The sequence below is a fragment of the Pseudomonas mucidolens genome (assembly GCF_900106045.1).
Lineage (GTDB): Bacteria > Pseudomonadota > Gammaproteobacteria > Pseudomonadales > Pseudomonadaceae > Aquipseudomonas > Aquipseudomonas mucidolens.
The window spans coordinates 4,008,629-4,022,053 of the sequence record NZ_LT629802.1 but is presented as its reverse complement, the minus strand read 5'-3'; the positions used below and the strand labels follow the sequence as shown (position 1 = coordinate 4,022,053).

General features: G+C 59.0%; 12 protein-coding genes and 1 rRNA gene. 7 read left to right on the top strand and 6 right to left on the bottom strand.

Annotated features, from left to right (window positions below; translation table 11 throughout):
• Window positions 1-47: 47 nt before the first annotated feature.
• The 4 genes from rrf to BLU75_RS18625 all read left to right on the top strand — a co-directional run bounded on the left by rrf (window position 48) and on the right by BLU75_RS18625 (window position 3,895).
• A 5S ribosomal RNA gene (gene rrf / locus BLU75_RS18640) occupies window positions 48-163 on the top strand.
• Between the two features lie 166 nt (window positions 164-329).
• Window positions 330-989 (top strand): paraquat-inducible protein A, encoded by a 660-nt coding sequence (locus tag BLU75_RS18635; RefSeq protein ID WP_084379239.1) that lies wholly within the window; start codon window positions 330-332, stop codon window positions 987-989.
• On the top strand, window positions 976-1,599 hold the full coding sequence (locus BLU75_RS18630) for a paraquat-inducible protein A (protein WP_084379240.1): 624 nt from the start codon (window positions 976-978) through the stop codon (window positions 1,597-1,599). Before BLU75_RS18635 ends, BLU75_RS18630 begins: the two co-directional genes overlap by 14 nt.
• The gene (locus tag BLU75_RS18625; protein WP_084379241.1) at window positions 1,592-3,895 is read left to right on the top strand and encodes a PqiB family protein; all 2,304 of its coding nucleotides are present in this window, start codon (window positions 1,592-1,594) and stop codon (window positions 3,893-3,895) included. The genes BLU75_RS18630 and BLU75_RS18625 overlap by 8 nt, the downstream gene beginning before the upstream one ends.
• A gap of 66 nt (window positions 3,896-3,961) precedes the next feature.
• Here the strand turns inward: BLU75_RS18625 and mksF are convergent, their stop codons facing one another.
• Genes mksF through mksB form a run of 3 tightly spaced genes read right to left on the bottom strand, consistent with a single transcriptional unit; the run spans window position 3,962 to window position 8,773 of the window.
• On the bottom strand, window positions 3,962-6,802 hold the full coding sequence (gene mksF / locus BLU75_RS18620) for an Mks condensin complex protein MksF (protein WP_084379242.1): 2,841 nt from the start codon (window positions 6,800-6,802) through the stop codon (window positions 3,962-3,964).
• Entirely contained in the window at window positions 6,799-7,506 is a 708-nt protein-coding gene (gene mksE / locus BLU75_RS18615; RefSeq protein WP_084379243.1) for an Mks condensin complex protein MksE, read from the bottom strand. The genes mksF and mksE overlap by 4 nt, the downstream gene beginning before the upstream one ends.
• Window positions 7,496-8,773 (bottom strand): Mks condensin complex protein MksB, encoded by a 1,278-nt coding sequence (gene mksB / locus BLU75_RS18610; protein WP_084379369.1) that lies wholly within the window; start codon window positions 8,771-8,773, stop codon window positions 7,496-7,498. Before mksB ends, mksE begins: the two co-directional genes overlap by 11 nt.
• Before the next feature lie 198 nt (window positions 8,774-8,971).
• Between mksB and BLU75_RS18605 the strand changes: the two genes are divergently transcribed.
• The gene (locus tag BLU75_RS18605) at window positions 8,972-9,724 is read left to right on the top strand and encodes an energy transducer TonB (protein WP_084379244.1); all 753 of its coding nucleotides are present in this window, start codon (window positions 8,972-8,974) and stop codon (window positions 9,722-9,724) included.
• Window positions 9,717-10,169 carry a ribosomal protein S18-alanine N-acetyltransferase gene (gene rimI / locus BLU75_RS18600; protein WP_084379245.1) on the top strand — a complete coding sequence of 151 codons (453 nt, stop codon included), beginning with the start codon at window positions 9,717-9,719 and terminating at the stop codon, window positions 10,167-10,169. The genes BLU75_RS18605 and rimI overlap by 8 nt, the downstream gene beginning before the upstream one ends.
• A gap of 88 nt (window positions 10,170-10,257) precedes the next feature.
• Here rimI and BLU75_RS18595 read toward each other — a convergent pair whose 3' ends face one another.
• Window positions 10,258-10,662 carry a serine kinase/phosphatase gene (locus BLU75_RS18595; protein ID WP_084379246.1) on the bottom strand — a complete coding sequence of 135 codons (405 nt, stop codon included), beginning with the start codon at window positions 10,660-10,662 and terminating at the stop codon, window positions 10,258-10,260.
• A gap of 151 nt (window positions 10,663-10,813) precedes the next feature.
• Between BLU75_RS18595 and can the strand changes: the two genes are divergently transcribed.
• Window positions 10,814-11,458 (top strand): carbonate dehydratase, encoded by a 645-nt coding sequence (gene can, locus BLU75_RS18590; RefSeq protein WP_084379247.1) that lies wholly within the window; start codon window positions 10,814-10,816, stop codon window positions 11,456-11,458.
• Here the strand turns inward: can and BLU75_RS18585 are convergent.
• Window positions 11,455-11,976 carry an SET domain-containing protein gene (locus BLU75_RS18585; protein WP_084379248.1) on the bottom strand — a complete coding sequence of 174 codons (522 nt, stop codon included), beginning with the start codon at window positions 11,974-11,976 and terminating at the stop codon, window positions 11,455-11,457. The genes can and BLU75_RS18585 overlap by 4 nt on opposite strands.
• A 156-nt stretch (window positions 11,977-12,132) precedes the next feature.
• Window positions 12,133-13,302: a hypothetical protein gene (locus BLU75_RS18580; RefSeq protein ID WP_084379249.1), complete on the bottom strand. Its 1,170-nt coding sequence runs from the start codon at window positions 13,300-13,302 to the stop codon at window positions 12,133-12,135.
• Window positions 13,303-13,425: the final 123 nt, after the last annotated feature.

Here is a 13,425-nt window from a genome sequence, read left to right as displayed (position 1 = left end):
CGCTGGAACGTGATCTCGTTAGAGAAAACGCGCCGGCCACCGAATTTCTTGACGACCATAGAGCATTGGAACCACCTGATCCCATCCCGAACTCAGTAGTGAAACGATGCATCGCCGATGGTAGTGTGGGGTTTCCCCATGTGAGAGTAGGTCATCGTCAAGATTAAATTCCAGAACCCCTGTCTGCCTACGCAGACAGGGGTTTTGTTTTTGGGCGTTCGGAAAGTGACGGCGAACAAACACTGTAACTTGCCGACAAATTTGCACAGTTATTTCCGGGCCAGAACACTAGAATAGGCACCTGATCATTTTTAGAGCTCGAGCCCTATATGCCCGATCCGGTTGATACCTTAAAGGTGTCGGATTTGCCGCTGGACGATTTGCTGGCATGTCACGAATGCGACTTGCTGATGCGCAAGCCAGCGCTGGCCCATGGTGAAAAAGCCCAATGCCCACGCTGTGGCTATGAGCTGTACGCCCATCGCTACAACGTCATCGAGCGAAGCCTCGCCTTGGTGCTCGCCGCGTTGTTGTTGTACGTCCCTGCGAACTTTTTACCCATCATGCAGCTCAATCTACTCGGGCTGACTTCTGAGGACACGGTATGGAGTGGTGTCGTCGCCTTGTTCAATACCGGCATGCAAGGTGTTGCCGTGGTGGTGTTCCTTTGCAGTATGGGTATTCCGCTGGTCAAGCTGCTCTGCCAGCTCGCGGTACTGCTCAGTATTCGCTGGAATATCGGTCGTAACTACGGCCTGCTGCTCTACCGTATTTATCATCACCTGCGGGATTGGGGAATGCTTGAGGTCTACCTGATGGGAGTGCTGGTCGCGATCGTAAAGCTGGTCGATATAGCTTCTCTCACCTTGGGCCTGGGACTGGTGTGTTTTATCAGCCTGTTGATGGTTCAGATTCTGCTGGAGGTAGTGATGTCGCCTCACCAGATCTGGCAAGCTTTGTCTGGAGAGGATGTTCATGCGGGCGATTGATGCAGGCATTCTGATCTGTACGGAATGTCACGAACTGAACAAGCAAGATCCCAATACCGACGAACAAACGTGCACCCGGTGCGGCGCGCTGGTCCACGCTCGGCGTCCGAACAGTTTGATGCGCACCTGGGCATTGCTGATCACCGCTGCGATTCTATATATCCCGGCGAATCTGCTGCCGATCATGACGATCAGCTCTTTGGGGCAAGGCGCTCCTAGCACGATCATGGCCGGTGTGATCGAGCTGGTTCAGCATGGCATGTTCCCCATTGCCGCCGTGGTGTTTATCGCCAGTATCCTGGTCCCGACCTTCAAACTGGTAGGTCTCGCGTTGTTACTTTTTTCGGTACAGCGCCATCAGCCGATGTCTGCCCGCCAACGCATTATCATGTACCGCTTTATCGAATTCATCGGTCGCTGGTCCATGCTGGATATCTTTGTGATCGCCATCCTCGTGGCGGTTGTCAACTTTGGTCGACTTGCCAGCGTCGAGGCCAATCTCGGCGCCGTGGCTTTCGCCAGCGTAGTTATTTTGACAATGTTTGCCGCAGTAACCTTTGATCCCCGACTGATTTGGGATAACACGGAGTCGGACGACGACCATGACTGATTTGCCAACGGCTAAAACCCGCCCCGCTTCGAACTGGTCGGCCATTTGGGTGCTGCCTCTGATCGCCTTGGTGATCGGCGGCTGGCTCGGATGGCGTTCCTACAGCCAGACAGGCATCGAGATCCAGGTGCGCTTTGAAAGTGGCGAAGGCATCCAAGCCAACAAGACCGAAGTGGTCTACAAAGGCATGCCCGTGGGTAAGGTCAAAACCCTGGCCTTGGATGATGAAGGCAGTAATCGCGGGGTGATTGCGACCATCGAGATGGACAAGGACGTTGATCAGTACCTCAAGTCCAACACGCGCTTCTGGCTGGTCAAGCCCAGTGTCACTCTGGCCGGGATCACTGGGCTCGAAACCCTGGTCTCGGGTAACTACATCGCCGCCAGCCCCGGTGATGGCGAACCCACACGCAAGTTCAAGGCGCTCTCCGAAGAGCCGCCATTGTCCGACGCCAAGCCCGGTTTGCACCTGACCCTCAAGGCCGATCGACTCGGTTCGCTCGACCGCGGCAGCCCGGTATTCTACAAACAGATCCAGGTGGGCCAGATTAAAAGCTACCTGTTATCCGCCGATCAGAACACCGTCGAGATCAAAGTCTATATCGAGCCGACCTACGCCAATCTGGTGCGCAAACACACACGTTTCTGGAACGCCAGCGGCATCAGCATCGACGCGAACCTGTCTGGCGTCAAAGTGCGCAGCGAATCCCTGGCCAGCATCGTGTCCGGTGGTATCTCCTTCGCCACACCGGAGAATCGTACGGATAGTCCGCCCACGGATCCAAGCCTGCCGTTCCGTCTGTATGAAGACTTTGATGCCGCCGCCGCAGGTATCCGGATCAAGGTCAAACTCAGCGACTTCGAGGGCCTGCAAGCCGGTCGTACGCCGGTGATGTACAAAGGCATCCAGGTGGGTAGCCTGAAAGCCCTGAAGGTCGATTCTGACCTGTCCAGCGCCACTGCCGAATTGACCCTGGACCCATTGGCCGAAGATTATCTGGTCGACGGCACGCAATTCTGGGTGGTCAAACCTTCCATCTCCCTGGCGGGTATCACCGGCCTGGAAGCCCTGGTCAAAGGCAACTACATTGCTATTCGCCCCGGCGACAAGGGCGCCACACCCCAGAGAGAATTCGAGGCTCGGGCCAAAGCTCCGCCGCTGGACTTGCGCTCGCCAGGCTTGCACCTTGTCTTGCTGACCGACAGCCTTGGTTCCCTGGAGGTCGGAAGCCCGATCCTCTACAAGCAGGTCAAGGTCGGTTCGGTCCAGAGTTATCAGTTCTCGCGCAAGCGCAAACAACTGGTGATTGGCGTTCACATCGAGAAGGAATACGAAGGTCTGGTCAACGGTTCGACGCGTTTCTGGAACGCCAGCGGCGTGACGTTGACGGGCGGGCTCACCGGCGGCATCCAGGTGAAAAGTGAATCCCTGCAAAGCCTGATGGCCGGTGGTATTGCTTTTGAAACCCCGGAGCAGAATGTCCCGCTGAAAAAACGTATTCCACGTTTCCGCCTGTTTGCCGATCATGAAACCGCCAGTCAGAGCGGAACACTGGTGACGATCAAGCTTGATCGGGCCGATGGCCTGCGTGCCGGCTCACCGATTCGCTTCAAGGGGCTGGACGTGGGCAAGATCGAAAGCGTCGATCTGAGCGCCGACATGCAATCGGTGATACTCAGCGCGCGCATCACGCAAGTGCCTGAGAAAATTGCCCGTGCCGGCAGCCAGTTCTGGGTGGTCAAGCCAGAGCTGGGCCTGATGAAAACCGAGAACCTGGAAACGCTGGTTACCGGTCAATACATCGAAGTCTTGCCGCCGGTGAAAAGTACCGGCCCACAAAAGAACTTCGTGGCCCTGGCTCAACCGCCTGAGGTCGATGTGCCGGAAGCCGGTTTGAGCCTGGTGCTCAGTGCCGCTCGCCGGGGTTCGCTGAAAGTTGGCGTGCCGGTAACGTACCGAGAAGTCACCGTGGGCAAAGTCACCGGTTACGAACTGGGCAAGACAGCCGACCGTGTGCTGATCCATGTGCTGATCGAACCCAAGTACGCGCCATTGGTGCGCGGCGGCAGTCGCTTCTGGAACTCCAGCGGTTTTGGTCTCGACTTCGGCCTGTTCAAGGGGGCGACTGTGCGTACCGAATCGTTGGAAACCCTGATCCAGGGCGGTATCGCCTTTGCCACTCCGGAAGGCGAACGCATGGGTAACAGGGCCCTGCCCGAGCAGACGTTCCCGTTGTTCGACAAGTTTGAAGATGAATGGCTGATCTGGGCGCCCAAGATTCCGCTGGGTAAATAAAGGCAGCGCCCAAAAAAAGGCCGCGATCCATGGGATCGCGGCCTTTTTGCATTTCAGTGCGGCAGATCAGACCTCATCCAACTCCGGCTCATCCGCCTGCACATTGACCGTCGCTTTCACCACATCATGGCGACGGATGTATTTCCAGTCCGCCTCGTCGATGTAGATTCCGTTCGGCCCGCTACCGCCTTCCAGGTCAATCGCGACCTGGGCGGAAACCTGTGGTTTCACACTGGCCAGAATCGGCACAAAGCCCAGTTGCAAGCTGGTTTCCAGCAACGCCGCCTGGTTCTTCTCGTCGATGTCTGCCGCTTCGTCGAGATAGTAGGGCAAGCGCACACGACCCGCCTGTTCGCGATCCATCAAGTGCAGCAACAAGTACATGTTGGTCAGCGCCTTGATGGTCATGGTGGTGCCGTTGGACGCGGCGCCGTCGATGTCGGTATGGATCACCGGCTGGCCGTTGACCTTGGTGATCTCGAAAGCCAGCTCGAACAGATCCTTGAGACCCAATTGGTTATGGTTCGCCGCTACCAGGCGTGCCAGGTACTCTTTGGCCTCTTCGTTCTTATTGTCCTGTTCGGCGCTCTGACTGAGGTCGAACACCGACAGGGTTTCGCCTTCCTCATACTGTCCGGCGCTGTGGATGATCTGATCGATGTGCTTGAGGGCTTCCTTGTTCGGCGCCAGCACAATGCGGAAACTCTGCAGGTTGGATACCTGGCGTTTGTTGATCTCACGGTTGAACAGCGCCAGTTGATGCTCAAGGCTGTCGTAGTCGCTGCGAATGTTGCGCAGGGTCCGTGCGATATCGGTGACCGCCGCGCGTCGTGCCTTGCCCAGGGTCAGGGCTTCGTCGGTGCGGTGAGCGTAGGCGTTTATCAGCAGTTGCAGGCGACGCTCCATATCGTCTTCGCTGTCGAACTTGGCCACACCCTTGAGGCGGACCTGAGCGTACAGCGCTTCGATCTGCCCATCAGCGCGCAGCAGACCTTGCCAGCTGTCCTGATAGTCATTGAGCAGCGGCAACAGGTTGTCCATGGGGTCATCGACGGGATCCATGAACGGCGTGCCGAACGGCAAGTCTGCCGGCAGCAACTGGCGACGACGCAAGGCGTCATCCAGGGTGCGCTGCTTGGCTTCCATGTCGGCGATCTGGCGACCCACCAGTTGCAGCTTCGCCGACAGTTGCTGGACGCGCTCGGTAAAGGCATCGCTGGAACGCTTCAATTCGTCCTGCGCCGCTTCCATCTGCGCCAGTTGCTCGAGTTTTTCGCCTTCTTCGGCACTCAGGGTTTGCGTGCGACGGAAATCTTCCAGGGCCTTCTGCGCGTCCAGCACCTGTTGGTACAGCGCTTCGGTCTGGGTCTTGCTCGCCGCGCGGTCAGATACCACTGCCGCCTGGGTCTTCAGTTGCTTGAGTTCTTTTTCCAGGCGTTCTTTCTGGTCGCGTAACGCCGCGCGGTCGGCGAGGGCCTGCAATGCGGGTGGTTCGATGTGCGAGATATCGATGCACAACCCCGGCACTTCGAAACGCTCGCCCTTGAAGCCATCGAGGATCAGTTCCAGCGACTTTACCCACTGGCCGTCTTCATCCAGGGTGATGCCATGCTCACCCAGCGGCAGGCTGAACAGCGAACTGTTGAACAGACGCATCAGTCGTTCGACATCTTGCTGTGAGAACTCTTCCCGCAGCTTGGCGTAGCTGTTGTTGTCCGCATGATCGAGCTGTTGCTTGACCGACTTCAGGCGTTTTTCCAGGTCGCGCAGGCGTTCGTCCAGATCCTCCGCGCTGAACTGCCGCGACTGCGCCAGGGCGCCCGCCAATTCATCGTGGGCATCCTTGGCCGCCAGCAGTTGCTGTTCCAGGACCTTGACGTTATCCACCAGGGCAAAGCGATGCTTGAGCACCGACAGCTCGCCCAGCCAGCGCTGAACCCCGCTGATTTCCCGCTCCAGGCGCATCAGCTCTTGAGTACCGCCGCGCTGATCATTCTGCAGGGCGTCTTGCTCGTTGCGGTAATGCTCGGCCTGGATTGTCAGTTCTTCCTTGCGCGCGCCGGCGTAATCCGACCAGGTACCCAGCAGCGAATCCAGCAGTGGCGACAGACGATGCAATTTGCCGCGCAGGGTGTCGCGGTGTTTCACGCCATTGGCCAGCGCTTCGACCAGCGGCCCGGCAGCCACCAGCGAGTTGTAATCCTGCTCCATGCGTCGTACGTCGCGGAAGGCTTCTTCACACGCGGCGATGTAGTCGACACTGCCGGAGCGCAAGCTGTGCTCGAAGGCATCGAGGAACAGCTGCTTGAGCTTGGCCGCGGTGATTTCGCGCATGTGCAGCAAGTTGATGAACAGCGCGCGGAAGGTCTTCAGGCTCTGCTCGCTGGTAGAGCGCAGCGGAATCAGGGTCAGGTCCAGCGGAATCGAGGTGTGACCGCCGACCAGCAAGCGCCGCAGTTCATCGGGCTTGAGTTCGTAGGCTTTCAGGCCTTCGCGCTCAAGGTTGGTGAACAGTTCTTTCTGGCGCAGACAGGTGTCATTCTTCTGGTAATGCGCCAGGTCCAGTTTGCCCGCGTAGGCAAAGAACTGGTGACCGAAACCGCCGCCCGGGCCACGACCGACCACGCCAATCACATGCGGGCCATGGGGCAGAGACACTTCCACGAGAATGTAGCTGGTGTCGGTGGCAAAGTAGAAACGCCGGGATTGCTCCAGGGTGTACTTGCCGAAACTCATGTCCGACATGCGCGCCAGAATCGGGAACTGCAAGGCGTTGATCGAGGCCGACTTACCCAGGTTGTTCGCGCCGTATACCGACAGCGGTTCTTCCAGCGGGAACAGACCCAGGCTGTAACCCGCAGTGTTCAATAGGGCGAAGCGGCGAATGCCGTAGCGTTCCTTGCTCATGCATCGGTCTCCTGTTCTTCGGCAATGGCGCGGGCCAGGGCGTCTTCTTCGCTTTCTTCAGCGAAGTCACTGAGGTCCAGCGGATCTTCGGTCTGCAGCAGCTTTTCATCGCTGTCTTCGTCGATGATCACCGGCGCCGGTAATGGCAACACACTGTGGACGCTGGCAGCGAGGTCGCGGTCTTGCTGCACCGACAGGCACACGTCAAGGAAGCGGTGCATCGGCGGCAGGAAGCGGTAGGTACCGTTGTCCTCGCTGGCAAACCCGAGTTGGGTCATGCGGCGCATGATTTTCTCTTCCAGCTCCTCCTGGGTCTGCACTTCGGCCTGGATAAACAGGTCGCGGTACTTCTCCAGCAACGACGGCAGTTCATCGCGGCCCAGACTGCCGCCGTCCAGCACGGCAATCGGATCGCGACCCTGGTCGGCCAGGTGTTCGACCAGGATGAAGGTGAACAACGCCAGGCGCTGAGCGGTCTTATTGACCTGCGCGGCGGCAGCGGCGGTGTCCGGGACGAAGTAGTAGAAACCACGGGTATCGCATACCAACTCAAAGCCCAGGGCCTTGAACAGGGTGCGGTACTGATCCTGGAAATTCGACAATTGCGCGTACAGCTCCGGGTCGCGGCGGCTGACGTGGTAACCCTTGAACAGCTCGCGAAAAATCGGCGCCAGCTGGGACAGTTCGGATAGATCAAGATGCATAAGGGGTGCTCGCAGAGTGCTCGGCCGCATCAGTGCTGGCCGGGAGCAGGGCGAATGAGCGCAGGCTGACCTGGTGCTCGTGAGTGTGGTAATCCCGGCGTTCCAGGCGCTCGCGCTTGAAACGCTTTTCCCGCGACAGGCGCGAGAACCAGTACAGCAACTCGTCGGTGGCGCCGTCCGGTTCCTGTTCCAGCAGCCAGGTCATCAGGTCCGGCATCGGCAGCGCGTCTTCGCAGCGTTCGAGCATTTCCTTGACCGTGCGCGGTGCGCGAGGCGCCTGGCCCTTGTGGGATTTGTGAGTCTTGGGGAAGCGCGCCGGCTTGGGTTCGAAATTCGCCAAGGCGTACACATAGGCTTCGACCTGGCTGGCGCTGCCGAGAAAGGTGCTTTGCGGCCGGGTGAACATCGGCATTGCCGCTTGCGGCACCGCGTCCAGGCCCTTGCGGCGGATGGCCGACAAGGCCAGGGCCGCGCCACGGGTCACGGCATTGTGCCGGCGTGCTTCTTCACGCAATGGCAACAGCAGCTCGCGGGCATGACGCAAGGTCAACTGGGCGCTGGTCTGCATTTCGAGGATGCGCGCGTGAGTGCGCAACAGCATGTCGTCGTCCACCAGGTGGCCGAGGCGCTGTTGCTCGGTGAGCATGCGCAGCAGCACGTTCTCGACCTTGCGCACACCTTGCTCGAACGCGCCGTCGGCGTTCACCAGCTGAATCATCGGTTCGACGTATTCGTCCCAGGTGGCCAGCACTTCGGCATAGCGCTGGCGCAACGGGATTTGCCGGTCGCTGGTCTTGGCCCGGTCGGCCACGGCGGCGAGGGCCTGTTCGTCGTTGGCGAGTTTTTTCAGCACGTCGCGCACACGCATGTCCAACAACCGCAGTTGGCGGGCCAGATCATGCCCGTCGCGGATGTCGAAGGCATCCTGGATATAACCGGCCAGGCGCTCAAGGTGGCGCAGGTAGGCTTCGATTTCCAGGCACAGGCCTAGCCGGTGCTCCTTGCGAAGATAGGCGAGGAAGTCGTGGATCTGTGCGTTGAGCTCGAAACGGTTCGGGCTCTTGGCGACAGGCACCAGGATATCCAGGCGAATCCACACGTCCAGCAGGTTGGTGATGTCCTGCGGCGTGCTGTCCAGTTGTTGGGCGGCCAGTTGTGTACGCAGCTCGCCAAGGCTCAAGGTACCTTGGTCGAAGTGTTCGCACAGTGGCTCAAGCAGGGCCCAGTGTTCGGCGAGGGCGCGCAAGACGCGCTTGGGTTCGATCATTGGAATGGCCGGCTGGTTGGCGATTAAAAGCGGCGATTGTACTGCATCGGCGCCGGGATTTATCCACAGCCGGTCAGGGCGCTGACTGTAACGGTGGGCGATCAACCCCGAAGGGCGGTAGAATCCCCGCTCTTTTAGTTATCCACAAGTGGCTGAGCTGTGCTTATCGAGTCCCGACGTCGTGCTTATTTGACCGCCATGCAAGTGGTCAACTGGCTGCCGCGCACCGAGTTGCCTTTTGCCGCCCCATCGCGGCCCGAACTGTTGCAGGCGCTGGAGCCGTTCGAGCCTTTTGAAGTGTCGGGCGAGGAAGCTGCCGCAGCTGTGGCAGTGGCCAAACCCGCCGCTCAAGCCCTGGAGCGACCGACGGAGCGGGCCAGGGTCGAAGTACCGCGCCCTTCATCGGCTGCCAGGCCGACCCCGGTGGTCGAGGACACTCCGGCTCCGGTGGTCAAGGCGCCCGTCGTGCCGCCGCCGCGCTTTGCCTTGCAACTGCTGCGGGCCGGGCGTTGTTTGCTGTTGGTGGAGTTGCCCACCGGCGAGCGCTTCCAGACCCGCGATCCCGCCTATTTGCTGCTCAAAGACATGTTGCGCGCCGCCGGCCTGCCCGACAGCCCGCAAATCGTTGGCGAGCCGGTGCGCTGGCCGCTGCTGGTGCGTGGCACCATGGATCAGGGCCCGGAGGCTGCGCGTGATTTTGTGCAAAGTTTTGTGTCGGCCCGCCTGGAGGACGAACCTTGTGCCTGCCTGTGGCTGATCGGCCTGCCCGCCGTGCGTTTCGCCGGTGAAGCCAACGCCGAAGCCTGGTACCGCCAGTTGCAGGTCGAGGGCCTCGGTGTTGTCTGGGCATTGCCGGGTCTCGAATTATTAATGGAAGAGCCACAGCGTAAGGCTGAAGTCTGGCAAGCCATGCGCCGGCTGATGGCGCTTTGGAAAAGTACCCATGAGTGACGCTGTATCCTTTCGCCCGATGACCGAGGCGGACCTCGACGCCGTACTGAAAATCGAATACGCGGCATTCAGCCATCCCTGGACCCGGGGGATTTTTCTCGACGGACTGGGCAAGTACCAGATCTGGCTGATGTTTGAAGGCGAGCAGCAAGTGGGGCACGGCGTGGTGCAGATTATCCTCGACGAGGCACACCTGCTGAACATTACCGTCAAGCCCGAAAGCCAGGGGCGTGGCCTGGGATTGGCACTGTTGGAGCATTTGATGTCTCGCGCCTATGCGGCCAATGCTCGGGAGTGTTTTCTTGAAGTGCGTGACAGCAATGCCGGCGCATTTCGGTTGTATGAGCGCTACGGCTTCAATGAGATTGGCCGCCGGCGGGATTACTACCCCGCCGTCGGGGGGCGCGAAGATGCGGTCGTCATGGCCTGCACCCTGGTCGACTAAACACACGTGCACTGTGGGCATAGGTTGTAGGTATCTACACAACGTTTAGAAACTGACGAATTCCCCTGTGGGAGCGGGCTGCGGTGTGTTAGCGATTACCGTCTACCGGGTCTCGCTCCGCCAATTCCGCCTCGTCCAGCCCATTGCCGCCACCAATCTCATCCTCATCGACAATACTCAGGTCGTAGTCCGCCGGGCCGTCCTCTCCTTCCTCCCGCGCATCGCGCGCGCCATCTTCGTGAATTAGCGTTTCGGGACTCATGTCATCATCGGTCGATGCATGATCCTCGGTGGCGGCCCCGGTCAGCCCGGCTTCACGTACCCGTTCGTCGGGCATCAGGTGCTCGCGCTCACCTGCCGGAATCTCGTCGCCAATCTCGGCGGTGGGCTCCTTCTCGTCAAAATCCAGCTCTCGCATCGAACCCATGCGATCTTCATTGTCATCAATCGGTTCCGGCTGTGTAGCGCCGTAAGGACGTCGTGATTCAGTCATGGCCAATCCTCATACTGTGGGGCTTATAGTGTGTGGACTGGTATGACGCCCTAAGATTCAAGCTAATTTGTCTTGGCTTTCTGCCGGCAGGGCGTGACCCGGACGAACGCACCTGTGTCATACGTGAGCATCATTCCTGAGGCTTTCCCTGATGAACGAACTACAAGACCTGCTAGATAACAACGAACGCTGGGCGGATGCGATCAAACAGGAAGATCCCGAATTTTTCGCCAAGCTCGCCCGCCAGCAAGCTCCGGAATACCTGTGGATCGGTTGTTCCGACGCACGGGTTCCGGCCAATGAGATCGTCGGCATGCTGCCCGGCGACCTGTTTGTACACCGCAATGTGGCCAACGTGGTGCTGCACACTGACCTCAATTGCCTGTCGGTGATCCAGTACGCGGTAGATGTACTCAAGGTCAAACATATCCTGGTGACCGGCCACTATGGCTGCGGCGGTGTGCGAGCCTCGATGCAGGACCGTCAGTTTGGCCTGATCGACGGCTGGTTGCGTACGATCCGCGATCTTTACTACGAAAACCGCGAAACCCTGGCGCAATTGCCCACGGAAGAAGAACGCGTCGACCGCATGTGTGAACTGAATGTCATCCAGCAAGTGGCCAATGTCGGTCACACCAGCATTGTGCAAAATGCCTGGCATCGCGGACAGAGCCTGTCGATTCACGGCTGTATCTACGGGATCAAGGATGGTCGCTGGAAAAGCCTGAACACCACCATCAGTGGGTTCGAGCAGTTGCCGCCGCAATATCGCTTGCGTCCGCTGGGCGAAAGTTAAACGCGCTTACGCTGGCGTCGCTGCTCCATGAACCGTTGTCCTTCCTCGTTCAACGGTTCTTTATTGCCCGTGATCCAGCCTCGGCAGTTATCGGCGCCGCAATGGCACTGGAACTGCTGATGCAACACGTTCTCGGTGCTGGCGTAGTCCATCGTCAGCAGTGTGCCTGGGTGTATGGCCTGAGTTGTCCATAGCTCGAGCTCGGTGATGTCGAGAAAAACGTTCGGATCGCACGAGTGCATCAACAGGCCGCTGAACCAGGGATCGTAAAGATAGATGTGCGAAGACATCTGCAGGGTATGCAGGCGTCGCTCGTCCACGACATGTCCCGACACCTTGGCAATGCTTATCCGTTTGTCGAAGGCCACCTTGGCCTTGATGCCGGTGCTCCGACCGTTGCGGGTACGCACGACCTGGAAATGTTGGTCAGAAGGATAGCCCTGCGCTGTCTGCAGCGTCTCGAAAGGATACAGACAGTGACTGGCAGTGGAGGGCGGTTCCGTGCGTTGCGTTTTCATAAGACTCCTTGTCGGGCTGCATTGACCTCCTGGTATTGATATGACTGCCAGTCTTGCAGCGAATGGGACGTCTCAGCCTCGCGCAAATTGGATCCGATATCTACTGTCAAATCTAACAGTAGATATCGGCTATTGCTGGCGTAGGCTAAGGCTGACTTAAAGCACCGGTGCGCTGATGGAGAGTGCCGGTGTGGGTTTTTTCAAGTGTTTCAATTGCTCCTTGATTGACGGGGTGGCGCATTTTTCCTTTGCCTGCTCAGGGGGCAACTCGCGAATCGAGGTGTAGAACAACTCGCATGTCTGCTCCTTGCGAGTCACTTGCCAAGTATTTATGCAGCCTTTGAGTTGCACATTGGGGTCGCTGCCAGGCGCCTGGCCCATTGCGGCCTGCCAGCACGCGGCACTCAAATCCTGGCCCATGATCTTCAAGCCGGCCTCGTCGGCTTTTTTCTGGTCGTCGTCGTAGGTGTCGGGGTTGGCGCCGAACCAGATATAACTGGGGTGATTGGCGCCCAGTACCGCGACCGTCGCGCCTTCGACCGGATTGATCGGTGCCAGGCCCAGCACCGGCAGGGTTGGCCCGTACTGTTGTTTGATCCAGTTGCGCACGGGAGCCCCGAAGGCCACCATCGGCAGCGCCCCGTCGGGGCGCACGCTCAATTCCCGGACCATCCGCGTCTGGTAAGCGGTGAAGTAGCTGTAGACACCTTCCAGGTCCTTGCCGGCCGAAGAAGGCGCAGCGATCGGCGCAATATCGATAATGGTCTGGTACTCCGGCGTCTGGGCCGCCGGTATGCCGTTGGCCGTCAACAGCGTGGCCCAACGATCGGTGGTGGCTGACTCCAGGTAGTCCTGGTAATGCGTGAGGGAATAATCCGGCGGAAAATGCAGCAACTCAATGCTTTTGCGGTTTTCCAGGGCCATGCCCAACGGCAGGAACAGAGACCAGTCGAACTGCCATTTGCCATCGCGATTGAGTTGACTGGCGCCCTGGTAGGCCAGATCCGCGGTGTTCAACAGTGAGGTCAAAGGTTGGCCGTAGCCCTCAGGGACACCACTGAACTGGGCGAGCACCTGATTGTCAGCGGTTTTCACGCTGACTCGGGCGCGGTTGTAGCCGTCCCGCTGCAGGCTTTGGGTGAGGTAATGCTCGACCGTCTGTTCCAGTGTCCAGGGTCGAAAACAGATCACGTTGCAATTGTTGGGGTAGGCGAACAGTTGGGTGACCCGTTGCGGGGTTCCCAGGTCAAGTTCGACATCGGCGTGTACGACTGCGCTCAAGGTGAGTGAGGCGAGGGTGAAGGACAGCCTGGTCAGTTTAAACATGCGTGGTTCCTTGTCAGCGAAAGCCCGTCTGCGCGGGGTGGGTGCCCACCCTCACACAGTAGCGCTTGACCAGGAAAAAGCGCGTCGGTTGATCCAATTTTTTGCCGGGCACCTGGCAAAACT

What these genes read in the sequence shown, in the direction of transcription:
- BLU75_RS18605 (WP_084379244.1), top strand. Translation starts at nt 8,972, where the DNA reads ATGCAAGTGGTCAACTGGCTGCCGCGCACCGAGTTGCCTTTTGCCGCC.
- can (WP_084379247.1), top strand. Translation starts at nt 10,814, where the DNA reads ATGAACGAACTACAAGACCTGCTAGATAACAACGAACGCTGGGCGGAT.
- mksB (WP_084379369.1), bottom strand. Translation starts at nt 8,773, where the DNA reads ATGATCGAACCCAAGCGCGTCTTGCGCGCCCTCGCCGAACACTGGGCC.
- BLU75_RS18625 (WP_084379241.1), top strand. Translation starts at nt 1,592, where the DNA reads ATGACTGATTTGCCAACGGCTAAAACCCGCCCCGCTTCGAACTGGTCG.
- BLU75_RS18635 (WP_084379239.1), top strand. Translation starts at nt 330, where the DNA reads ATGCCCGATCCGGTTGATACCTTAAAGGTGTCGGATTTGCCGCTGGAC.
- mksF (WP_084379242.1), bottom strand. Translation starts at nt 6,802, where the DNA reads ATGAGCAAGGAACGCTACGGCATTCGCCGCTTCGCCCTATTGAACACT.
- BLU75_RS18585 (WP_084379248.1), bottom strand. Translation starts at nt 11,976, where the DNA reads ATGAAAACGCAACGCACGGAACCGCCCTCCACTGCCAGTCACTGTCTG.
- BLU75_RS18580 (WP_084379249.1), bottom strand. Translation starts at nt 13,302, where the DNA reads ATGTTTAAACTGACCAGGCTGTCCTTCACCCTCGCCTCACTCACCTTG.
- mksE (WP_084379243.1), bottom strand. Translation starts at nt 7,506, where the DNA reads ATGCATCTTGATCTATCCGAACTGTCCCAGCTGGCGCCGATTTTTCGC.
- rimI (WP_084379245.1), top strand. Translation starts at nt 9,717, where the DNA reads ATGAGTGACGCTGTATCCTTTCGCCCGATGACCGAGGCGGACCTCGAC.
- BLU75_RS18630 (WP_084379240.1), top strand. Translation starts at nt 976, where the DNA reads ATGCGGGCGATTGATGCAGGCATTCTGATCTGTACGGAATGTCACGAA.
- BLU75_RS18595 (WP_084379246.1), bottom strand. Translation starts at nt 10,662, where the DNA reads ATGACTGAATCACGACGTCCTTACGGCGCTACACAGCCGGAACCGATT.